This window comes from Parabacteroides sp. PH5-46 (assembly GCF_029892785.1).
Taxonomy (GTDB): Bacteria; Bacteroidota; Bacteroidia; order Bacteroidales; family Tannerellaceae; genus DFXE01.
Genome location: NZ_JARXXA010000001.1, coordinates 42,383 through 65,460, shown reverse-complemented (window position 1 = coordinate 65,460; position 23,078 = coordinate 42,383). Strand labels below are relative to the sequence as shown.

Genomic DNA, 23,078 nt, shown 5'->3' with positions numbered 1-23,078 from the left:
AAAAGAAATATAAAGAAAATAATACTTAAAGAAAAAATGACAAAATTTACAGATATTTTCCAGGCTCACGTCGTTCTTTTCCCTTTATTCGTAATAAGTTATCGCCTAATTCTTCACGTATACCATCTGCTATTTTCATCAATTTCGAGGCTACATCAGGGTATTGGGTTATTACATTATAGCGTTCGCCCGGATCGCGGCGCAAATCATACATTTCCGCTTTTGTTAAATCAACATTGGTTAGTTTTCCGGGCTGTCCGCCATTCCCCGGTACATAAGCTCCATAGGTTACATATTGGTGTGGGAATACCAGTTTGAACGAGCCGTCGGTTACTGCTTCCAGGTCATTCTGGCGGAAGTAATAAGCAAACGACTCACGCGGATTAGCTCCTTCCTCTCCTTTGATCAGTGGTACAAGGCTTACGCCGTCTATCTTTCTGGTGGGTAAGGGAGCCGAAGTGATCTCTGCAAACGTAGGGAACAAATCAATGTTGGAAGCAAGCTTGTTACAGGTAGAGCCTGATTCTATCTTTCCTTTCCAGTACATGATACAAGGGATGCGGTTTCCTCCGTCGAAAGTGGTAGCTTTGGCTTCGCGCAAACCACCTGCCGATCCGGCATGGTTGCCATAGTTTGCCCAGGGGCCATTGTCTGACGTAAGAACAATCAATGTATTCTCTTCCAGGCCTGATTCCTTCAGGGTTTTTAATATCTCACCCACACTCCAGTCTATCTCCATCATCACATCCCCGAACAGGCCTTGTTCGCTCTTGCTCTTAAACTTGTCCGACACAGCCAGTGGTACATGTGGCATAGAATGAGCCAGGTATATAAAGAAAGGCTTTTTCCGGTTCTTTTTGATAAAGTCTACCGTTCGAGTGGTATAGTCTGTCGTAAAGCAGGTTTGATCTGTATTATAGGCTACAATCATATTTCCATCATAAGTAGGCAAATCGGGGAAATTAAACACCTCTCCCTGCTGCGGATGGAAAGGCCACATATCGTTGGAGTAAGGCAATCCGTAATACTCGTCAAAGCCATTCTGCAGAGGTAAAAAAGGCTTGGCATCCCCTAAGTGCCACTTACCATATATAGCTGTATTATATCCCTTTTGCTTCAGCAACTCCCCCATCGTCATTTCGTCGGGGTGGATACCATAATCAGAACCCGGGCCCGGAGCACCGGCAAAGCCGATCCGGTTGGGGTAACAGCCCGTCAATAGCCCGGCGCGTGATGCGCCGCTAATAGGTTGTCCGGCAAGAAAATGGGTAAACCGCATCCCTTCGGCAGCCATCCGGTCTATGTTCGGAGTGGTATAGCCATAAGCTCCGTTATACGAAAAGTCGCCATATCCCACATCGTCTAAGTTAATCAGGATAATATTGGTGTAATCGGCAGCTACTGCAGGAAACGAAAGGCTGCCCAATGCTGAAAGAAAAAATAGTTTTTTGTTCATAATAATATCGGCCTTATTTGTCTTTATTAAAATACTTTACAAAGAAAAGAATCTGATAATCAAGTGAATTTCTCCAGTAATTACTGTCATGCCCTCCGGGGCGTACCAGATAATCATGGTCTATTTTACGGTCTAACAGTTTCGCATGGAAGTTGTTATTTACTTCAAAAAAGAAGTCATCAAACCCGCAATCTGTAATGATGGACAGATCGCCATTTTGCAACTTATCTATCTGGTTGATAACCGTATGTTCATCCCAGACTTTTTCATTTCCTTTCATTTCGCCCAGTTGCTTGCTCATATCCCAGTTTTGGGGGAACGGGCGGATATCCACTCCTCCGCTGGTACTTCCTACGGCGCCGAAGGTCTCTTTATGGTGAAAAGCAATCCACAAGGCTCCATGCCCTCCCATGCTCAAACCGGTAATGGCACGTGATTCCCTTTCAGGCTTTGTAGGATAGTGGGTATCTATATATTTTACAAGTTCGCAGGAAACAAAGGTTTCATAACGATATGCCGGATTGAGCGGACTATCCCAATACCAGCTGTTTTCTGCATCGGGACAAACGAAAACAAGGTTGTACCTGTCAGCTATTTCAGGCAGATCCGGCTTTATTCCCGGCCATTGGTTTTCATTCCCTCCGTATCCATGCAACAGATAAATAGTAGAGGCCGGAATCTCCTTCTTCTCCGGGGAAACGACCAGTACTTTTACGTTTTTATTCATGGATTGACTGTAAACCTCAACCGTTTCTACCTTTGCGGCATAAACCGAAACAGAAAACAGGAATACAAAAAGTAATGTGTGTATCCTTTTCATATCTTTAAATTATTAATGTCAGTATATTTTTCATCAACATATTTCATCACCGTTTCCTTTAATTCATCGATGTAGCAATTATTTGTCTTTTTCAATTCACTTAAAAAGAAGCGAAACACATCCCCTAAGCGGGTATCCGGATATTGCTTTTCTAACGTAAGAATAAACTCCAATACATCATCTATAATCTTCCGATTGTCCCTATTTTCAAAGGTAGAGGTGTTTACTCCTTCGCTAAACAGGAATGCTCTAAGATAGGACGGGCAGCCTCTTAACAGCCAGGTCGTATGCTTACTTGTCGGATATTGTGCCGCATAGCGTTCCCGTTCGATAATCGTATTTGCTATATCTTCTCTGTCTACAAGCAGCTCTTCCTCCCCTTCCAGTTCATAATCATCTATTATATACAATCGGAGGGCTTCTTTGTAATCCTCTGTCACATAAGGAGCAAAGAGTTGATGATAAAACGTATGATTCAGACTTACATACTCGGCGCTATCAAGATAATAGTACAAATCCGACTTCAGGGACGACCAGAAGTCCCTATTATACTCAGTTATATCGCCATTGGAAAAATTCAATGTATCTACGCAATTCATCCATCCGGTAAAGCTTATCGGAGTAAAATAGGTGAACACATAATCGTATAATTCATTGGCTTCGGCAGGCTTTGCTTGTTCCAGCCGGACTGTAAACCGTTCCAGTTCCTCTTTTCTTCTTTTTCTGTTTTCTTCTACCCACGGACGCGCCAGTTCTCTATAGTTTATTTGCTCAATGAAACAGATCTGTCCGCTTGCATCCACCCGGTAGCGGTTTTCTACCCATTGTGGGTCTTCTTCTGTCGACAGATTATCTATCACCCTTAAAGTACCATCTTCTGTTACAGCCACATGGTCGCGGAAATAATGCTGGCGTACGATAAGGTGGTCTACGAAACGGCCATCTTTCGTGTAGCAGCCTATATCCATCAACTCTTCTTCTATTGGTAAGATCAGAAGGACGAACGGAACGTCTTTTAAGGCTATATATCCCTCTGAAAAAAAGAAACAGAAAGAGGGTAATTCGATCTCCTGAAGCTCTGAAAGGTATTGGTTAAACCGTTCAGGCGAGACTGATACTTCATTTTGCGCTTTCGAGTGAAACATAAGACACAACACAAATAATAGAAGAATTATCTGTCTCATAATCTAATATGTATATATAGATTTATATCGCATCTTGTTTCTCACTGCTTTACAAAAGTAAAGAAAAAAATATTAACAAAAAATTTTCACTAATTTTGTCTCATAATCCATGGAATTCACAACTTAGAATAAAAAAGACATGCACTACAAGTTTAAAATATCAGGAATTGTATTATCAAGTATTCTTTGTTCAAGCACATCAAGTGCTGAAGGTATAAACAAGCAAAAAGAGAAACCTAATTTTATTATCATTAATTGCGATGATTTAGGCTATGGCGATTTGGGTTGTTTCGGACATCCCACCATCAAAACGCCCAACCTCGACCGAATGGCTTGTGAAGGACAAAGATGGAGCAGTTTTTATGTCTCTGCATCGGTTTCTTCTCCCAGCAGAGCCGGACTATTAACCGGACGTTTAGGGGTACGGACAGGCATGTATGGAAACAACCGCGAAGTACTTTTCCCCGACTCTCCTCAGGGGTTGCCTCAAGATGAACATACCATAGCCGGCTTATTGAAAAAAGCAGGATATATATCTGCTTGTGTTGGCAAATGGCATGTAGGACATAAAGAAGAAGCATTGCCTTTGGCACATGGTTTTGATTATTTTTATGGCATCCCCTATTCTAATGATATGAGCAAAAAAGAGCAGCTGATAATGGGTAATAATTATTATAGTTCCGAACTACCTTTCTATGACCAGTTACAAGTAATAGAGAGGGATCCCGATCAGACGCAGTTCACCAAGAGGCTTACGGAGTATGCCGTTTCGTTTATTCAAAAAGAGAAAAACAAACCATTCTTCCTCTATCTGGCACATCCCATGCCACATATACCTTTGTATTCTTCTGAATCGTTTCAAGGCAAATCAATCCGAGGTAAATATGGAGATGCCGTAGAAGAAATAGACTGGAGTGTAGGACAAATATTGCAAGCTTTAAGAAAGCAAGGACTAGACAATAAAACCCTCGTTCTGTTTACTTCCGACAATGGGCCCTGGTTGACTTTTGCTTTGGACGGAGGTTCTGCCGGCTTACTGAAAGACGGAAAGGCTTCTACTTGTGAAGGAGGTTTCAGAGTACCTTGTATATTTTGGGGTAGCATGGTTACTCCGGGTACCATGGCTGGTATGGGTAGCTCATTAGACATCCTCCCTACTTTCTGTGAGATGGCAGATATAAAGCTTCCCGAAGGCAGAATATATGATGGAACAAGCCTGCAAAACGTATTGTCACGCAAGGAAGAAACACGACGTAATATATTTCCTTTTTTCAGAGGCAATGAGCTATATGCATTCAGAAAAGGCAAATATAAAGTACATTTTATATCACGCGCGGCCTACGGTTCGGGAGATAAGACGTATCATGCCACTCCCCTATTGTACGACATAGAAAATGATCCAGGCGAACTCTACAATATAGCATCAAAACATCCTGATATTGTGAAAAATATAACAACTGAAGCCCAGGAATATCTTTCCGGCATACAAATTAAAAACAGTATTTTCGATCTTCCTGCCGAAAAATAAGTTCAACATAAAAAAGGTTTCCTCGTAATAAGGAAACCTTTTTTATATTGGGATATAATGATCAATTAATAGGCTCTGGCAAACAACACGCGCTGAGCGGAAGGTTTACCTGTCACCATACATTTGCCCGGAGTTTTGTCTCCCTCCAGCGGGATACAACGGATTGTAGCCTTTGTTTCGGCTTTTACCTGCTCTTCTGTTTCAGGCGTACCGTCCCAGTGAGCCATGATAAAGTAACCTTCTTCTATCTTTTCCTTGAATTCATCATAGGTATCTACCGATACCACATGAGACTCGCGGAAGCTGTAGGCTTTCTGATAGATATTTTTCTGAATATCGTCCAGTAGGTTCTTTACGTATTCTTCTATGCCGTCGCATGTAATGGTTTCTTTTTCCAGCTTGTCGCGGCGCATCACTTCTATAGTGTTGTTTTCCAGGTCGCGTCCACCCATAGCCAGACGTACCGGAACACCTTTCAATTCATATTCGGCAAACTTCCAGCCCGGCTTTTTATTGTCCGCGTCATCGAATTTAACGGAAATACCCATTGCTTTCAGTTTGGAAACGATACCGGAAACCTTTTCCGAGATCTGTGTCAACTGCTCCATATTCTTATAGATAGGCACGATAACAACCTGTATCGGAGCCAATAGCGGAGGCAGCACCAAGCCGTTATCATCAGAGTGGCACATGATCAGAGCGCCCACCATACGGGTAGATAGTCCCCAGGAAGTAGCCCAGGCATAGTCTGATTTTCCTTCCTTATCAATAAAGGTTACATCAAAAGCTTTTCCGAAGTTCTGTCCGAGGAAATGCGATGTTCCGGCCTGCAAAGCCTTACCATCCTGCATCATAGCCTCGATGGTATAGGTATCAACCGCTCCGGCGAAACGTTCGCTTTCAGACTTCACCCCTTTTACTACCGGCATGGCCATAAACTCTTCGGCAAAGCGTGCATATACACCTTGCATCTTCAGCGTTTCTTCTACAGCCTCTTCACTTGTAGCATGAGCCGTATGCCCTTCCTGCCACAAGAACTCAGCCGTACGAAGGAACAAACGGGTACGCATTTCCCAGCGCATCACGTTGGCCCACTGATTGATCAGGATAGGCAGGTCGCGATACGATTGTATCCAGTTGCGATAGGTATTCCATATAATCGTTTCCGAAGTCGGACGGATAATCAATTCTTCTTCCAGTTTGGCTGCGGGGTCTACAACTACACCTGAACCGTCTGCAGCATTCTTCAGACGATAGTGGGTCACTACAGCACATTCCTTGGCAAAGCCTTCTACGTGATCGGCTTCGCGGCTCAGAAATGACTTGGGGATCAACAAGGGGAAGTACGCATTCACATGACCCGTTTCCTTAAACATGTCGTCTAAGATACGTTGCATTTTCTCCCATATCGCGTATCCATACGGCTTAATCACCATACATCCACGGACAGCAGAATTCTCTGCCAGCTCGGCTTTAATAACCAGATCCTGATACCACTGCGAGTAGTTTTCACTTCTCTTGGTAAGTTCTTTCAACTCTTTTGCCATCTTCGTTTAAAAATTAGATTTTACGGGTGGCAAAGTTAAGAAATATTGTTTGAATTTGTTTTAAAGAGGTAATGTATTTGCGTCGAAGACGCTAACATAGTCCTTATACATTTCAGACACCACCCGTTTCCTTAATTACCGGTCTCATTCCATACCGGCATCTTTGCAAACTGATACTCGCAGTGAATCAAGGTAGGCCGATCATTCATATTCCAATGCTTATCGAAATCGAAGCCTTTGTAAGACTTTGATACCTCTGCATCACTTTTGCTTATTTCTGTGGCCTTCCAGCCTTTTCCCGTTCCTTTCAGGTAATATAAATTCTCGGCATTAACACCTTCAATATTCGGATGAGAGCCAATGCCACCATTACCATGCTCTACGCGTCCGAAATTAACACATTCGTGTATGCTGGCATATTTATGTATTGATCCAAGGAGACCTCCATTGTCGCGATCGTTCTTTCCGAGCACCTCCCCTGTGTTGTAGCAATCGTGCATATCAACGTTATGAGTAGCATTGGTTCCATAGAAGAGGCGACCGGTTACGCCCCCCAGCGTATAACGGCTTTTGCTGCTATTCCCTTCGGTAATGACAGTATTCGTATTGCAGCAGTTATAGATTTTGACTATGTTCGGGGAGCTCGTGTAATGATACCCCCCTATTTCATTGTAGCCCAATACGCCTGCCACGCCGCCTACGCCGTTATAAGTTGAATTCGACAAGGCCTTCACCGTACCGTGGTTGGCACATTCCTTGACCGTAACTAAGTAATAGGCCGAACCCACAATACCTCCCAATCCATACAACTCTTCGCCACCCTTATAGGAACCCGATATATCACCGAAGTTGACTGATTTCTCCACAGTCACCATATCCTTGCTATTATTCCCAGAGGTCGTTGTTTTGAGAAGCCCGATACCGCCTCCCACTTTACCGGAGCCTTCTACGTCTCCTACATTTATCAAATGAGATATATTGCCATTTTTCGCTTCTACACATCCGACGATACCACCTACGCAATTGGCACCTTTCACGGAAGAGAAATTGAGCACCTGACGCATATCTACAGTCTCATCTTCTATCTTGCCGCAAATACCACCCACGTCATTATATTGCGCTAATACCCATTCTCCTTTCTTCACACACATAGACAGGGTAGATTCAACCGCGCGACCAACAATACCACCAAGACGTTGCCTCCCTTGTACCACACCGTTGCCCATAACGCCACTGACGGTACAGTTATCTATCCATCCAAAGAGCCCTCCCGAAGAGGTGGCAGAGCCACTATACTCAGACGCATCGTTTATCTTCCCTGAAAAAGAGGAATTCCCCTTCTTGTTTTTAATGGTTTGATTGCGGTCTACATCAAAATAGACATCTCCGACAAACACACAATTAACTGCTCTTCCGGCAATTCCACCGACAGCATCGGCGCCATTCACCGACACCAATTTATCGATGCTAAAGCTAGCGGGAGATACATCGATCTCCTTTTTTATATTCTTTACATAGCCAAATACCCCACCGGCCGATTGCTCCATCGCCGTGATACCGTGAACCGAAGTGATTGCATTACCACTCACCTTGTCTTTCTGCCAGTCTGCCCCATTCATATAGCCGATAAGCCCGCCGACAGCCTTGGTTGTTCCGCTGACAGAAGCTTGTTGAGTTAAATCCTTCAACGCATTCACCTTAACATTCTGCCAGGAGCCCACAAAGCCGCCTACGTCGTTCGTTCCACTGATACGGCTTTGCAATACCTCATTCTTCACCAACTCGATACCGATACTGGATTTGTCCGTATTCAGGTCACCGATATAAGCCGCAACATAGCCCACTCCCTTGATCGGAAGCTTTATCGTCGAACCGCTGATCGAGCTATTTCCCGTCAGTTTTGCCTTCCCGATCATTCCACCGAGATAGTTGCTCGTCGCTTTCAGAATGGCAATATCCTCATCTGCCTGTTCGACGCTGTATTTTAAGACAACATCCGCAATCGTAAAGCTACCTTTGATATCTCCTATCAAACCACCAACAAAGCCTTTCCCCTTGACAAAGAAAGAGGTTGTGCTTTGCACCTTAGAAATAGTTGTACTCAATCCGCTCTCCCCCTTTCCTATCAAGCCTCCGATACGTTCTCCTTCTCCCGACACATCAAGTTTCAGGGTTACATCCTCTATCGAAAGATTACCCGAAGCCGTTCCGATCAGACCACCTACGTTATTTGTGCCCTTCACAGAGCCGGAGACCGTGATATTCTTCAGCTTCACCGTACCCGACGAATGAGCAGCGACAGCGCCCACATTGGTTCCGGCATTGGAGATCTTCACGTCCCGAAGCACCACATTCGAGATAGAAGCCCCATTGAGCAGCGCACTGAAAAGGCCCACGTCCGAGTCTTTCGTTTCGTTGGATGCTCCATTATATGTCAGGCTCAGGATTTCGTTGCCGCCCCCATCATAGTTTCCGGCAAATGGATAGGAGACATGTCCCCTTCCGTCGGTAGCATCTCCTTGCATAGGTACTACCAATTCCGAGACGTCTTGTTTAAAGTATATCCCTTTGGCGTGGGTCGAATCATCTTTTAATACCAAGGACAACTTCAACATATCGTCAACCAGGTAGGGATTGTCTTTCGTTCCTTCGCCTTTGAAAATCTTATAATTCGGCTCTCGTTGTAAGATGGTCGAGACCATATCGTTCTCGAACGTCAGTTTGAACTGAGTGGCTACGATATGCGAATCGTCCACGGCAGCTAAAAGCAGCCAGTAATCACCATCCGGGATTACTTTGTCGACAGGAATATGCAATTCACAGATAATATCAGAGGACGTGATTTCTTTTACCCTTCCGTCAAATTCGTATTGGGCGTCATTGGTTAGCGAGCGAAGCTTGTGCCTGATCATCATCAAGCGGTCTATTGCCAACTCTTTATTAGGCAGTTTGAAAGTGCTCACTTTTATATCGCCGACCACTTCTATTTGCGAACCGGCCTCATTGGTAATTATTTCCGGCTGATTCTCCTTTTCGCAGGAAGAGTAGAAAAGCAACAGGAGGCATAATACAAAGGGATATACTATTTTATTCATTGGATAATTGTTTTTTATGTAATTATTGCATTTCTGATAGATTAGGAATCGGGTAGTAACCTTTTGAAGAGGAAGGGATACGCCACTTTGACCCATTACCTATCGACCAGCCCGTATAAAAAGAAGGCTGCGCGAGACGTTCCAGAGAAAGGGTATAACACTCCGAATTCGACAAGAGTGTATAACAACCCCTCTCAGTAATACTATTAGTCATATGGAGGTCATCTTTCCAGTCAAGGCCGCCGTTCAGGCAGTTTTCAATCACTGCATCGGAGCGCATATAGGCGAACGCATAGCCTTTCTTTCCGTCGCCATTACCCAGATTAATGCAGTCGTTTATTTGACAGTTTTGTTCCAGTTCACCCACGATACCACAGACCCTATCAGACATTCCTGTTATCTTACCCGCGTTGACACATTGGGTAATGATAGCGGAGTTTTCCGTATAGTCGGTTGCCGTTGAAACGACTGTATTTACTCCACCGATAATAGAGGCTGCACCGGCAGCGAAAGTAGCAAGTGCGGCGGCTGATCCTCCCGCTGTGACCACTAAAGAGGCAACGAATGCAATGCCGGCGACAGCGGAACATACACCACCAATCACCGAGAAAACCATCTCTTTATTCTTCTCTTTCAATTCCACCTCTTTTGCCCGATCATTCCGCTTGGTGTTCATCTTATCAATAAAACGTTCAGAATTGGCATACTCTTTGTCGGTGTTAGAGATATATTTGATTACATCGTTATACGATCTTCTGTAACTGTCAGTGATGCCATTGCTATTTAACTGTGAGTTGATGCTACTGAGCTTCATTCCTTTCAATAAGTTATCCGTCTTGTCCTGAACGATCTTTGTATATTGCAGATTTGACTGAGACGCATCTTGTTCCATAGAGGCAAACCAGCTTTCTAACTCCTTGTTATTAGCATTGACAAAAAGACTCACTACAGAGTTGGTCATAGAAGAGGCAACCAAGGCAGCATCAGCAATCGATTTGCCAATCTTAACAGCTTTTAAGATTTTATCAAATCCTAAAGTAACCCAATCGCCAACACCCGACACAATATAGATAGAGCCGATTACAAGATCCGCAATCTCCGTTGCTGTCCAGTCGTTTACATCTCCAATCATACCTACAATACCACCGGTGTTTCCATCAGCATTGTTGGCAACATCTCCAAAGTTACCACTATAATGAATCATCGTGCTATTACCGCCCAAGCCCAGAATACCACCAACGTGCTTGCCTTTTGCCTGAATGGGTGAGAAATTTTGGGTTAAAGCTAATATGGCCATATCCGCCTTTCCTACAATACCACCACAGTGTGAGGTGGCGTCGAGGCTTCCCACATTCGAAGCATTCAGGACAACACCACCGGGAAGGGCTCCCATAATGCCACCTACAAATTTTTTCCCCGTTATCATACCCTCATTCAATAAAGCGTAACAGTTCGCTTGTGATTCTCCACAAATACCTCCAACGCTCTCCTCTCCACTGATAGCACCGCTATTGATGGACGACTGGAGAACAACGCTGTTATAAATCGGGTGGGGATCGGTTCTTAAGCGGGTACTACCTAAAATACCGCCTACACCAATTTTCCCTTCTATCGTTTCCGAATTAGAGCAAGCTGAAATCAGCGCGATGCCCGAAGCTCCGGCAATTCCGCCCGTTCCCATCCGTGTATCCTTGCTGTTGGCTGTCGAACCTATAACCGGTGTTTCGTTTATGCACGATTGCACAATCAACGTATCCGCCGAACCAATCAATCCACCCACGCAGGACTGACTTCCTTCAACGATCTTGCTGCTGTTACGACAGTTCGTAATCTGACAGAAGGAGTATATCTGCCCCAAGCCCAATATCCCTCCTACGTTAAAGGAGCCTTTTATTGACGTACCCCCACTCACTTCGCAAGAATCCACCAATAGCTTGACGCGGGAGTCTACCGCCCCGATGATGCCCGCCGTTCCAAAGCCTCCTTCTTCACCGTCGATGGTGGAACCGGTTACCTGGCATTTGCGGATAATGGTGGCATCCCGACTGTTGCCGGCCGTAACGGCAGCACCTACGAGGGCAGAAGTAGCAAAAAGACCCAATACTTCGGCACGGTCAATATGTACATTGCTTATGACTGCGTTATTAACGTATCCGAAGAGTCCGACGCCAAAGGTAGATCCACGATGGCTCCACAGGTCTTCAATTTTATAGCCGCCACCATCGTAGTATCCCTGAAAAGGTAATCCCGGCTCATGCCCGATTGGAATCCAGCCATTGGCATTATCCCCTTTGAAGGAAACAAAATACAGATTGATATCCGCTACTTGTTGGTAGTATGCAGTCGGACTGAGTTGGTCGCGATTACCATCGAGGTCATTGACCAGCTTTTGCAGTCTATACAGATGATCATCGCTACTTATGATATAGGGATCATCCTTCGTGCCTGTACCAACGAAACCGACATTCTGGCTGTATGTGCTACGTTTGACAAAACCCTGAGGGTTCACCTCCAACAGATTACCCATACCATACGATTCTGTGATAGTGTCCCCTTCCGTCTGGTATGAATACTGCAGATAAAGCAGGCGATAAAGGCCTTCTTTGAGTCCGGCTTTCATCTCAAAATGGGATGTATCGCGCATACGCAGGTGGGTCGCTTCACGTTTGATGATTTCCCCGCTCTCGGTCTGGAAATAACAGGCCAACTCTAACGAATGGAATTTATCCGTTTCGTCGGTAAACATTAATTGGGAATGAATCCCATAATATGCATCCTCCTCTGGAGGTGGAATAATTTGTGGATCATCATCTTCGGTACAACCTTGCAGGAAGGAAAAATGAAACATTAGCACTAATCCGCATAAAAATAAATAGAGAGGACCTCTTTTTGTCATAAAAATAGGATATAAAAAGAATTATGTATATTTTTTCGCGGCAAAGATACTATCTTTTCTCTTACTAAAGCATAAACCATGTCAACATATTCTACACAAAAAGACAGCATCTACAATATTCCTGCCAAAACAAATTCAACATAAAAAGAAGCGAGCCTTCATTTCACTAAACAAAGACTTGCCAATGTGTCTAAAGATTAGTATCTTTAAGTGTCATTGGAAAACCCAATATGTGTTGACCCCTTAAGCCAAAATAGCTTTGACCTCTGAAAATTATTTAATATTGACCCCAAAGTATCCTGATAAGTGGGGTCATTTTTATTTTAGAAAATCATCATTAGGCTATAAACCATTGTTTTTCCTTTTTTTTAATTGATATACATTTCATTCATGGAAACGATAGAAAAGACAAAGAGATAATATATTTGTGTCGATTAACCCCACGCTCCGGCTTCGCCTCTGTGTGTGGGGGAAGGGACAGGAGCGTGAGAGGCACACATACCAAAATATAAAAACCCGCTTAAGTATTTTAAATACTATTAACGGGTTTTATTAGCATTAATTGTTATATAAACAGATTGTCTGTATATTACATATTATTATTTGTATGTTTTGTCATATCATTTATATTTCCATAATTCTAAACTATTCCATATTTTTTCAGCTTCTTTATGACCAGACGAATACGATTTTTCTATCCACTCTGCAGATTTTTTATTATTCTTGGTTGTACCTTTCCCATAATAATACATCAGCCCTAATTCATATTGAGCATCAGCGTTAGCATTTCCAGCACTTTTTTCAAACCATGGTAAAGCTTTTGTTAGATTATTCGCTTCTTTATAAATAAGAGCAAGTTGATATTGAGCATCAGCATTCCCCAAATTAGCACTTTTTTCAAAAAATTCTATTGCTTTCTGTGGATTTTTTAATACTCCTAAACCATTTTTATGCATATAAGCAAGATTCAAGATGGCTTCGGCATCACTCTGATCAGCAGCCTGTTGGTAATAAGATAAAGATTTTGAATAGTCGTTTGTCTCAATATAATAATCTCCTAATACTACATTAGCATGACTATATCCTTGTTGTGCACTTTCATTTAAAAGTTCTATCCCTTTACTTATGTTCTTATTTACCCCTAATCCTTTCAGATACATATATCCAAGATAATATTTACTACTTCCTTCTCCTTGTCTAACACTTTTTTCAAACCATTCTGCAGCCGTTTCATAATTTGCTGTAACTCCACGACCAAAATAATACATCAATCCTAATTTATTTTGGGCAGAGGCATTATCTTCACTAGCAGCTTGAGTATATAAAGTAAAGGCTTTTTGATAATCTTGACTCCCTAAATGTCCATAATAGAATATTTCTCCAATCATAACCTTAGCATCTACATTTCCCTGCTGAGCACTTTTATAAAAATGATCATATGCTTTTTGTATATCTTTTTGAACACCGATACCGCTATAATACATTAGCCCCATGTTGCATAAGCCTTCTGAACTTCCTTGTATTATACTTTTTTCAAACCATTTAATAGCCTCATCATATTCTTCTTTCTGACAATAATAGACACCAATCATAGATTGGGCATCAGCAAAATTTTGTTCTGCACTTTTTCTATACCATTCAAAAGCCAGATCCGAATTATGCGAAATACCTATACCATCATAATATCTTTTTCCTAATTCATACTGCGCCTTAGCATCTCCTTGTTCTGCTTTTATTTTTATATCTTGTGTTTCTTTAATCAGCTTTTCTTGTTTAATACGAAGTAAATCAGCTTTTGTGTATATTGGTACATTTTGAAAAGTATAGCAAAACCCATAAAATCCTTTTTCTAAACGTAATAAAAATCCAATATTTACATTTTGAAAAGATTTAGCAGAAGCATGAGTGAGAATACCGATAGTTCCTTTTAACCAAACATCAGTAGGTAAATCTATAGTCATCCTTGCTGGATAACTATCGCTATCTGGAATGCTTGATTCTGTTCCCAGAGTCAGAGATCTCATTATATAAGAATTTCCAATATTATCAACAATATTAGTTTTGCAGGCGGGATCATTATCATCAAAAAAATCCTCTCTCGATCCTATATTGACCATTTTTATAGGCTGACCAATATTATTTTTTATATAATATGTAATTAGAGTTAAATTCCCTTCTTTTATACAACTTTCAAATCGTATATCCAAATCTTTAATGGAACTCCTTACTTTCACCATTTCATATTCTTGAGCATGCGTATATGCACAAAAAAATAAAAAAACATATAACAACAAAAATATTTTTATCTTCATAATCAATGATTTAAATAGTTTATTTTAATAATATATCTACTCTGTGAAAAATTTAAATTAAATTCTAATTCTTGATTATTAAGAAGAAGACCTCCCTTAGAATCAGAAGTAACTGTTGCTAAATATTGATTTTCAATTTTAGTTAGTAAAAAATTTATTAGTGATTCTTTTTTTCGGGTTGATATTTTTTCTTCATTAAATCTAATCTCATATTCTATAGATGAAATTCGTGTTTCATTAATTTCGAATGATTCATATTTTCGAGTGTAATAATTATATTCATTTTTAGTTAACGGATTTAGGAAATTGAAATTAATTCGTGAAATATAAACATCGCTTGACAGATTTATTCTATCGTTAAATTGCCGCAATGATGAATTAAAGCGATAAGGTGTTGATATATTGGGGAATTGATTCTTTAAATCAGAATAAGTAAATGTTTTGTCTATCCCTCTAAATGCATTCTTCTGAGTAAATTGAATAAATTCATCCACAATCTCCTCTGTATTAAAGAAATCCGTCTCTACTATAGAAGGCCTTGACTCACCAAATATAGCAGTTATTATATCAACAGAAGAGTTTTCATAAATCGGATTTATCACATACTTACCACTATTGTCAATTATCCCAAACTTATCACTTATTTTCACAACTGCCATTCCATTATAAAATGGAGCAATAAAATCAAATTGAGGATTAATGATCATTTTCCCTTTAGAGTCAATAACACCCCATTTCTCCCCATCCATTGTCGCTCCTGTGAACTTGCTGTTGAAAAACGGTATTAAGTCATTAAAATCCTGAGGAATAATCATTTCATCTTCAACATTAACAAATCCGCTTTTTTTTCCATCTGTACTGACTAAGAAATTATCACCATCACTTATTATTGAATAATATTTTGGATTAATCTGATAGCTTCCTTCTTTATTAATCACTCCTGTTCTTTCATTTGCTAATGAAACTATAGCATATCCATCAGAAGTAAATTTTTGTGCCGAATAGAATTGCTCCTTAATAGTCATTTCTCCTTTTTTATTGATATAGCCAAATAATTCATCGAAAGAAGCATATGCTAATCCATTTGAAAAATCGCCAACAACACTGAATGAAGGCTCAATTATAATTTCTCCTTTTTTATCTATAAAACCCCATAGTTCAGTTCCGTCTTCTCTAATTCTTGAAAAAGCAGCAAGTCCTTCTCGAAAACACCTTACTTTTGCTGCTTTAGGCATGGAAAACATTTCTTTCCCTTTTTCATTTATGGCTACTGGATAACTATTAGCTTTTACAACCCAAGCTATACCTTCACTAAAAACTGTAGCATCAAAATATTCTGCAGGTATTTCTAATTCACCTTTACGATTTAGAAATCCAAATGCATATCCTTTTCCAATAGCATTGATGGATTTCCCATTTCCCTGATCGGAATTAACAGATACTAATGCATATTTCCCTCTGAACACAGAAGTTTCTTTAACTTTCACACTAGGTTTTAACACTTTACCTTTTTTATCTATATACACGAATGTTTCACCATCATAAAGTGGTATTAAATCCATTTTTTCACTACTAGTACAAGATGTTAACATAAGAAAAAAAACAAGATAGAGCTTAAAAGTTTTCATGATAAGTTTATAATTAATTAAGCAATGTTCATTTTAATAAAAAAATATTCAACAAAATATCAAGAGTGTTATGATATACTATTTTATCGCAATTCTTCCTCATCTCTTTGACAGAGATAGAGAAATAAATATTCTATAACACAACGAATTAAACAAGGATTAGGTTTCTATATTTTATATATGGAAATAATATTTTGTAATTTATTTTGATTTCTCATAAAAAAAACACTTACTTTGTGTTGTATTATCTTTAATAATACATAGTTTTCTCTATCTCTGTCAAAGAGATGGAGTTTTTTATTTTAAAGCCTTTGTAGTAACTCCTTTTGTTTTTGATGTTTTTCCTATGATTTTACGATTGGCCTGGTCTATCAGCGTATGGTTGAGAGAAGCTAAGTAGATACGAGTGGTTTGTTCGGAAGTATGTCCCATTCCTTCACTGATTACGGGTAGAGGGATGCCTTTGTTACGAGCAATGGTGGCCCATGTATGGCGAGCTGTGTATGTTGTCAATGCTTTTGATAGTTTTAATTGAGCTGAAATTATCTTTAAGCGATGGTTTTGGGAACGAATTGCTGTCTCGTATTTGATTTGTTGTCCGGTTTTGTATAGGATAGGAAATATAAAATCAGTTTCATTTGTTTCATTAACATATCGTTTGATGATCTCTTTCATACAGGGTTCAAGCCCTATTGATATTTGTTGTCCGGTTTTGGAACGACAATAGGAAATTATATCATTTGATACATCTTTTTTTTTCAAATTGGCCATATCAATAAAAGACATTCCACGGGTATAAAAACTGAATAAAAATAAATCACGTGCAAAAGCAAGGGTAGATTTTAACGTTATTCTTTGTAATTCTCTAATAACATTTTCATCCACAGCTCTTTTCTGTGTTTTAGCAACTCCGGTATATACTTGTTTAAAAGGATTTCCAGGAGGAATTATTGATTCATTAATAGCCCTGTTATAAACCGCCCGCAGAATCCGCATATAAAAAGAAATCGTATTCATAACCACTCCTCTTCGGATAAGGTATTCTTCAAACAACTTGAGTTCTTTAGATGTTAGTTGTTCCATGGAAACATCTTTCATCTTCCTGAATGAAGAGAAGCAACGTAAGGTTACTTCATATTTTTTTGCTGTATTTTCTTTACCTTTTTCTTTCAACTCCACAATTTTACTCTGCATAAAAACAAAAAACATTTTGGATGGATACTGTTTACGCCATTTCTGAATAATAAGTCCTTTTAATGATACCATAAATATTTATAATTAAGATTAGTGAATAAAAATCATATAAATGAAATAATAATGTATCTTTCACAAAGATTATTTTCTACATATGGATAAGAAAACGCATTTGAATTTGCTTTAAAGAGGTAATGTATTTGCGTCGAAGACGCTAACTATAGTTCTTGTCCTTATATATTATACATTTCAATAGTGAAAAACAAAATAATCATCAAACAGGATATTTCGTGTCACTATTTAAATATAAGGTATTTTTTGCTAACTCGTACTTTGAACAAAGTTGATGACTTTTTTGGTCATTATCGAAACTAACTCGCGGATTATTGGTATATTTACAATGTTTTTGTTGGATTTTTTTCAAAAATGAGCGAAATCATTTGGATGTTTTAGCACTTTCATTTGGATTATTTACCGAAATCATTTAGATCAATGAGCAGAGTGATCCAAATGAAGTCGCAAAATGAAGGGAAAAAGTCTCTAAAATAGTCATTTTTGGCTCAAAATCATCAAAAAACAGGCTCAAAATTGAATTAACAAAAAGAAAGGGGATCGAAGGAAGAATATAGAATAATGAATAAAGATTAGCCATATATTGTTTTTAATATTCAACTCTCACTACCGAATGCTTACAAAGTGTTAATTCTCAAGCTTCGATTTCAGCGTTTTTTTTGCATACTACTCCGGTCTGGGGTCAAATAGCACCGGATTTTGAGGGGTGTTTTGACAGATTGTAAATTATAGCAGATTGTGACAAAATGTTTTTTTGTGTCAGGGTGTTTTTTGGCTTTAAACGATCTATTGAAATATTTAACATATTTTTATTATTGTAATCTGAAAACTTTTGTTACGTGCCAAGGGACGGTACTAAGAAGACAAAGACGGAATACTTATTGTAAGATACACATATAAGGTTTACATATCTGCTAATATAACAAGTAGATAGGAGTCATTTAATTTCCTATTTTCGCCCAAATACTATTATTGCTAATGCTATTATAAACTTAAAAATTACAATTATGTCATTAAAACAATTTGCGGTTATTCCTATTATCATCGGTGTTTTGGCATTCCTTATTCAAGTGGTAGATCAACTATTGGCACCTATGATGCCTCCTGCTACAAATGTGGGCTTTAGTTGGATATGCTTCCAGTCGTGGGCTGTTTACTTCTTCTCGGGCTGTACGCTGAAGGGGGGTATCAAAGCCTTTATATCGTATGCTTTGGGTATTATAGTTTCTATCCTGATTATGACCATGGGAGGAGCTATGAGTCCGATACTTGGTTTCTGTGCCGTACCACTTGCCGTAGGAATAATGGCTTGTGCTGCTATCTTCCTCGAACGCAACGAGTGGACATCCTGTATCCCTGCCTTATTCATCGGAGCAGGCGCATTCTTCGCCTTTATGAATTATGTTCCGGGAGCTACCTTCGGCAATGCAGCATTCACTATCATGGTTTACTGTTTCATCGGGCTTCTGTTTGGTTTCATCACGATATTCTTCCGTTCCAAATATGAAGAGAAAGTAAAATCGGGTAAATAAACCAAAAAAATAGAATAAAGATGCATGCTTTTACAAACAAAGCATGCATCTTTGCTTATATAACTACTCAATTCTTATAAGATACATGAAAACAATAAAGGCTTATTTCTGCTTGCTTGCACTTCTATTTCCAATGTTTATAACAGCGCAAAATACCACCCCTCCCCTTCGGTTGGGAGTGGCCGGAATATCCCACGGGCATTTATGGGAAGTGATCAGCCGTGTAGACAGAGGCGACTTTGTTATTGTAGGTGTAGCCGAAAAAGACGACGAATTGCGCGCCAATAACGGCCTGCGGGGCAAAGTAGACGCTTCCCTGTTCTATGCCGACCTGGAAGAGATGCTCGACAAAACCAAGCCGGAAGCTGTCATCGTATATGAATCCATCTTCGACCATCTGCGCGTAGTAGAAGCCTGTGCTCCGCGAGGTATTCACGTAATGGTGGAAAAGCCCTTGGCTGTCAGTACCGCTCATGCCGAACGGATGGCCGAACTGGCACGGAAACATAGGATCCATTTACTGACAAACTATGAAACAACCTGGTATAACACCAATCACGAAGCGTATCGCTTAATAAACGAGGGCGTAATCGGCTCTATTACCCGGATCAATGTGTACGACGGACATCAGGGCCCGATTGAAATAGGTTGCGGCAAAGAGTTCTTAGACTGGCTCACCGACCCTGTATTGAACGGCGGAGGGGCAGTGATAGACTTTGGCTGCTACGGTGCGAATCTGGCTACCTGGCTCTTAAATGGGCAGAAACCCAAGAGCGTGTATGCCGTCCTCAACCAACAAAAACCGGCTCTATACCCCAAAGTAGACGATGATGCAACCATTATCGTTGAATACCCGAATGTAACTGTCCAGATCATGGCTTCATGGAACTGGCCGATGAACCGGAAAGACATGCACATATACGGCAGCAAAGGCTATATCTACCAGGATACCCCTACCGAAATGCGCATTTATGCCGAAAAGAAAGAAGTAAAAGAAATCGCTCCCTCGCTAAAGGCTCCCTACAACGATTCGTTCCTCTATTTCAGAGCCATTGTACGAGGCGATATCAAAGTAAAGCCGACAGATTTATCATCCCTGGAAAACAATCTAACGGTAGTATCTATCCTGGAAGCGGCCATTCGTAGCTCCCAAACGGGGAAGCCAATCTTATTCGATTAGCAGAACGTAGAACGGAACACGCAGAACGGGATGAGTCTTCAGCCTTCCGTGCTGCGTTCTGCGTGTTCCGTTCTGCCTTTTTAACTTTTTTTGCTTACTGTATAGCTACGGAATCCGGTCGTTAATGATAAGTTATAGTATATAGTACAATATTAATGACACCTTATTGTAGAAGAAACAGCATTCTTTATTTTATTTTATAAATTTTCAATAAGTTATATCTTCTTTTAAAACGAAAAGTATCATTTTTTTGCTTACATTTGGGGCATAACCTACTCATATTTTAAAGTATTATATCATGAAAAGAAGAGATTTTCTCGCAGGGTCGGCTATGTTAGGTGCAGGAATTCCTTTAGGAATGGCTCCAACAGTACTATCTTCCTGTAGCGGTACAACAGACAGCAAGACCAGCAATGTAAAAACCAAATCACCCGAAGAACTGGGTATGTATTCATTTGTAGACATCGCCCCCGACGGCAAGCCATTGAAAGCTGCATTAATAGGATGCGGAGACCGTGGTACAGGCGCTGCTACTCAATTCCTTAAATCTGGTCCTAATGTTTCAATCACAGCTTTGGTGGATGTTTTCCCCGACAGAATGGAAACCTGCCGCAAAGTATTGAAAGAAAAATTCAACAACGAAGTAGCTGATGCTAACTGCTTCTTTGGTTTTGATGCGTATAAGAAAGTGATGGAAATGAGCGATATCGAAGTAGTATTGCTTTGTACTCCTACCCATTTCCGCCCGGAACAATTCAAAGCTGCCGTAGAAGCCGGAAAGCATATCTTTATGGAAAAACCTTGTGCTGTAGACCCAACCGGTATCCGTACCGTAATTGCTTCTGCTAAGATCGCAACCAGCAAAGGCCTGACAGTTGTTACAGGTAACCAAAGACGCCACAGACGCGACTATTGGGAAGCCTATATACAGGTACAAAACGGTATGATCGGTGATTTAGTTTCCGCATCTGCCCATTGGGATCAGGGAGCTTGGTGGAACAAACGCAAACAAGCAGGATGGAGCGACATGGAATATTGCATCCGTAACTGGTTTAATATCCTTTGGCTAAGTGGTGACCACTTACTAGACCAAGCCATCCATAATATAGATATCGTAACCTGGTTCATGGGAGAACGCCCAACAAAAGCTGTTGGTTTCGGAGGACGCGCTCAACGTCTGACAGGTGATATCTACGACTTCTTCAGTGTAGACTATTACTATAACAATAACAAGCGCATGCTGGCAACAGCTCGTCAGATTGACGGATGCGACGGTAACGTATCTGAACAAGTATACGGAACCAAAGGGATGGTTCAACTCAATGACAGAGGCGAAATCAAGATCTTGGATTATAGCGGAAATGTAATGTGGGAATATGACTACAAGAGCAAACCGGTAAAGAATCCATATGATCAGGAACACGTACACTTGGTAGAATCTATCCGCTTGAACAAGAAAATCAATCAGGCAGAAGACTTGGCTTACTCAACTCAGGTGGCTATCCAGGGACGCGAAGCGGCTTATACAGGAAAACCAATCACATGGGATGAAATCATGGCTTCTAACCTACGCTATGGACCTGAAACCTACGCTATGGGCCCACTTCCTTTCTACAAAGAAGGTGTTGCTCCTAAGCCGGGTAAAGCTCCTGAAGCTCCTATCATGTAAAAAGCTCGTTGAGCTTTTTACAGTAGAACGGAACACGCAGAACGCAGAACGGGATATCACTTTTTCCGTACTGCGTACTGCGTGTTTTCGTTTTGCGATTAATATTGAGAGAAGGATTTGGAGACAAACTCCATGACCAACGGGAGTTCCATACGCCAGTATGACCAGGTGTGGGCTCCGTCTTTTACGCGGTATTCATGAGGGATTTCCTTCTTTTTGAACAGAATGTGCATCAGTGAGTTGCCTTCGTACAGGAAGTCGTCGTCGCCACAGCTCATATACCAGCGGATTTGTTTGATTTGTTTCAGTTGGTCTTCGGAAGCCGCTTTGATAATCTCTTCCACACTATGCCGTTTGTAATAGGCTTCTTTCTGCTTATCCGTTACTTTTACGCCTTCAGGGATTCTTAGTTGATCTAAGCTCCAACTACCCGTAGAAGCGCTCAGAGGAGCTGCTGCTGCAAACATTTCCGGATGGTGTAGGGCATAGAAGATAGTTCCGCCGCCACCCATCGATAGTCCGGCTACAGCCCGGTAGCGACGTTCCGTACGTACACGATAGGTCTTCTCGATATGGGGGATCAGCTCTTTGAAGAAGAAGTCTTCATAATTGAAGTCTCCCCTGATATCATTAAAGTAGCCCCGACGCTCGGTGTTGGCATCCGGCATCACGATAATCATACGGGATGCCTGTCCTTCGGCGATAGCCTTGTCGGCAATGTGCTGTACCTGTCCGAACTGTACCCAGCCGGTATGGTCGTCACCTCCTCCATGCAGCAGGTATAAGACTGGATACGACTGGTCGCTCTTCTCATAGCCGTCGGGTAGATAAATAGCGAATTTACGATCCATTTTCAGGATACCACTCTTTACGGTAAGTGTTTCAAATACTTGCCCCTGGCCAAAGGAAGCCATTGTAACAGCAAAAGCCATTACGAATAATCCAACTAGTTTTTTCATACGTTT

General features: G+C 40.9%; 14 protein-coding genes. 4 read left to right on the top strand and 10 right to left on the bottom strand.

Features of this window, described 5'->3' with window-relative positions:
- Positions 1 to 46: 46 nt before the first annotated feature.
- Genes M2470_RS00215 through M2470_RS00205 form a run of 3 tightly spaced genes read right to left on the bottom strand, consistent with a single transcriptional unit; the run spans position 47 to position 3,460 of the window.
- Entirely contained in the window at positions 47 to 1,456 is a 1,410-nt protein-coding gene (locus M2470_RS00215; RefSeq protein ID WP_280743314.1) for a sulfatase, read from the bottom strand.
- Positions 1,457 to 1,469: 13 nt separating this feature from the next.
- Positions 1,470 to 2,276, bottom strand: a complete 807-nt coding sequence (locus M2470_RS00210) for an alpha/beta hydrolase family protein (RefSeq protein ID WP_280743315.1) — start codon at positions 2,274 to 2,276, stop codon at positions 1,470 to 1,472.
- Complete coding sequence (locus M2470_RS00205; RefSeq protein ID WP_280743316.1) at positions 2,273 to 3,460, bottom strand: hypothetical protein; 1,188 nt, start codon at positions 3,458 to 3,460, stop codon at positions 2,273 to 2,275. Before M2470_RS00205 ends, M2470_RS00210 begins: the two co-directional genes overlap by 4 nt.
- A 139-nt stretch (positions 3,461 to 3,599) precedes the next feature.
- On the opposite strand from M2470_RS00205, the gene M2470_RS00200 reads away from it, so the two are divergent.
- The gene (locus M2470_RS00200; protein ID WP_280743317.1) at positions 3,600 to 4,988 is read left to right on the top strand and encodes a sulfatase; all 1,389 of its coding nucleotides are present in this window, start codon (positions 3,600 to 3,602) and stop codon (positions 4,986 to 4,988) included.
- 65 nt (positions 4,989 to 5,053) lie between these two features.
- On the opposite strand, the gene proS is transcribed toward M2470_RS00200, so the two are convergent.
- The 6 genes from proS to M2470_RS00170 form a co-directional block, all read right to left on the bottom strand.
- Positions 5,054 to 6,535 (bottom strand): proline--tRNA ligase, encoded by a 1,482-nt coding sequence (gene proS / locus M2470_RS00195; protein ID WP_280743318.1) that lies wholly within the window; start codon positions 6,533 to 6,535, stop codon positions 5,054 to 5,056.
- Positions 6,536 to 6,666: 131 nt separating this feature from the next.
- Positions 6,667 to 9,630, bottom strand: coding sequence for a hypothetical protein (locus tag M2470_RS00190; protein ID WP_280743319.1), 2,964 nt, complete (start codon positions 9,628 to 9,630; stop codon positions 6,667 to 6,669).
- 22 nt (positions 9,631 to 9,652) lie between these two features.
- Positions 9,653 to 12,526 carry a hypothetical protein gene (locus tag M2470_RS00185; RefSeq protein ID WP_280743320.1) on the bottom strand — a complete coding sequence of 958 codons (2,874 nt, stop codon included), beginning with the start codon at positions 12,524 to 12,526 and terminating at the stop codon, positions 9,653 to 9,655.
- A 620-nt stretch (positions 12,527 to 13,146) separates the two neighbouring features.
- Positions 13,147 to 14,838, bottom strand: a complete 1,692-nt coding sequence (locus M2470_RS00180; RefSeq protein ID WP_280743321.1) for an SEL1-like repeat protein — start codon at positions 14,836 to 14,838, stop codon at positions 13,147 to 13,149.
- A 2-nt stretch (positions 14,839 to 14,840) separates the two neighbouring features.
- Entirely contained in the window at positions 14,841 to 16,466 is a 1,626-nt protein-coding gene (locus M2470_RS00175; protein WP_280743322.1) for a WG repeat-containing protein, read from the bottom strand.
- Positions 16,467 to 16,763: 297 nt separating this feature from the next.
- Positions 16,764 to 17,732, bottom strand: a complete 969-nt coding sequence (locus M2470_RS00170) for a site-specific integrase (RefSeq protein WP_280743323.1) — start codon at positions 17,730 to 17,732, stop codon at positions 16,764 to 16,766.
- Between the two features lie 1,007 nt (positions 17,733 to 18,739).
- Here M2470_RS00170 and M2470_RS00165 point away from each other — a divergent pair.
- The 3 genes from M2470_RS00165 to M2470_RS00155 all read left to right on the top strand — a co-directional run bounded on the left by M2470_RS00165 (position 18,740) and on the right by M2470_RS00155 (position 22,113).
- Positions 18,740 to 19,264, top strand: coding sequence for a DUF1097 domain-containing protein (locus M2470_RS00165; RefSeq protein ID WP_280743324.1), 525 nt, complete (start codon positions 18,740 to 18,742; stop codon positions 19,262 to 19,264).
- Positions 19,265 to 19,397: 133 nt separating this feature from the next.
- Positions 19,398 to 20,444 (top strand): Gfo/Idh/MocA family oxidoreductase, encoded by a 1,047-nt coding sequence (locus tag M2470_RS00160; RefSeq protein ID WP_280743363.1) that lies wholly within the window; start codon positions 19,398 to 19,400, stop codon positions 20,442 to 20,444.
- 298 nt (positions 20,445 to 20,742) lie between these two features.
- The gene (locus M2470_RS00155) at positions 20,743 to 22,113 is read left to right on the top strand and encodes a Gfo/Idh/MocA family oxidoreductase (RefSeq protein ID WP_280743325.1); all 1,371 of its coding nucleotides are present in this window, start codon (positions 20,743 to 20,745) and stop codon (positions 22,111 to 22,113) included.
- Positions 22,114 to 22,211: 98 nt separating this feature from the next.
- On the opposite strand, the gene M2470_RS00150 is transcribed toward M2470_RS00155, so the two are convergent.
- A complete protein-coding gene (locus tag M2470_RS00150; protein ID WP_280743326.1) occupies positions 22,212 to 23,072 on the bottom strand; it encodes an alpha/beta hydrolase-fold protein in 861 nt (286 codons plus the stop codon).
- Between the last annotated feature and the right edge of the window lie 6 nt (positions 23,073 to 23,078).

What these genes read in the sequence shown, in the direction of transcription:
- M2470_RS00215 (WP_280743314.1), bottom strand. Translation starts at nt 1,456, where the DNA reads ATGAACAAAAAACTATTTTTTCTTTCAGCATTGGGCAGCCTTTCGTTT.
- M2470_RS00210 (WP_280743315.1), bottom strand. Translation starts at nt 2,276, where the DNA reads ATGAAAAGGATACACACATTACTTTTTGTATTCCTGTTTTCTGTTTCG.
- M2470_RS00205 (WP_280743316.1), bottom strand. Translation starts at nt 3,460, where the DNA reads ATGAGACAGATAATTCTTCTATTATTTGTGTTGTGTCTTATGTTTCAC.
- M2470_RS00200 (WP_280743317.1), top strand. Translation starts at nt 3,600, where the DNA reads ATGCACTACAAGTTTAAAATATCAGGAATTGTATTATCAAGTATTCTT.
- proS (WP_280743318.1), bottom strand. Translation starts at nt 6,535, where the DNA reads ATGGCAAAAGAGTTGAAAGAACTTACCAAGAGAAGTGAAAACTACTCG.
- M2470_RS00190 (WP_280743319.1), bottom strand. Translation starts at nt 9,630, where the DNA reads ATGAATAAAATAGTATATCCCTTTGTATTATGCCTCCTGTTGCTTTTC.
- M2470_RS00185 (WP_280743320.1), bottom strand. Translation starts at nt 12,526, where the DNA reads ATGACAAAAAGAGGTCCTCTCTATTTATTTTTATGCGGATTAGTGCTA.
- M2470_RS00180 (WP_280743321.1), bottom strand. Translation starts at nt 14,838, where the DNA reads ATGAAGATAAAAATATTTTTGTTGTTATATGTTTTTTTATTTTTTTGT.
- M2470_RS00175 (WP_280743322.1), bottom strand. Translation starts at nt 16,466, where the DNA reads ATGAAAACTTTTAAGCTCTATCTTGTTTTTTTTCTTATGTTAACATCT.
- M2470_RS00170 (WP_280743323.1), bottom strand. Translation starts at nt 17,732, where the DNA reads ATGGTATCATTAAAAGGACTTATTATTCAGAAATGGCGTAAACAGTAT.
- M2470_RS00165 (WP_280743324.1), top strand. Translation starts at nt 18,740, where the DNA reads ATGTCATTAAAACAATTTGCGGTTATTCCTATTATCATCGGTGTTTTG.
- M2470_RS00160 (WP_280743363.1), top strand. Translation starts at nt 19,398, where the DNA reads ATGTTTATAACAGCGCAAAATACCACCCCTCCCCTTCGGTTGGGAGTG.
- M2470_RS00155 (WP_280743325.1), top strand. Translation starts at nt 20,743, where the DNA reads ATGAAAAGAAGAGATTTTCTCGCAGGGTCGGCTATGTTAGGTGCAGGA.
- M2470_RS00150 (WP_280743326.1), bottom strand. Translation starts at nt 23,072, where the DNA reads ATGAAAAAACTAGTTGGATTATTCGTAATGGCTTTTGCTGTTACAATG.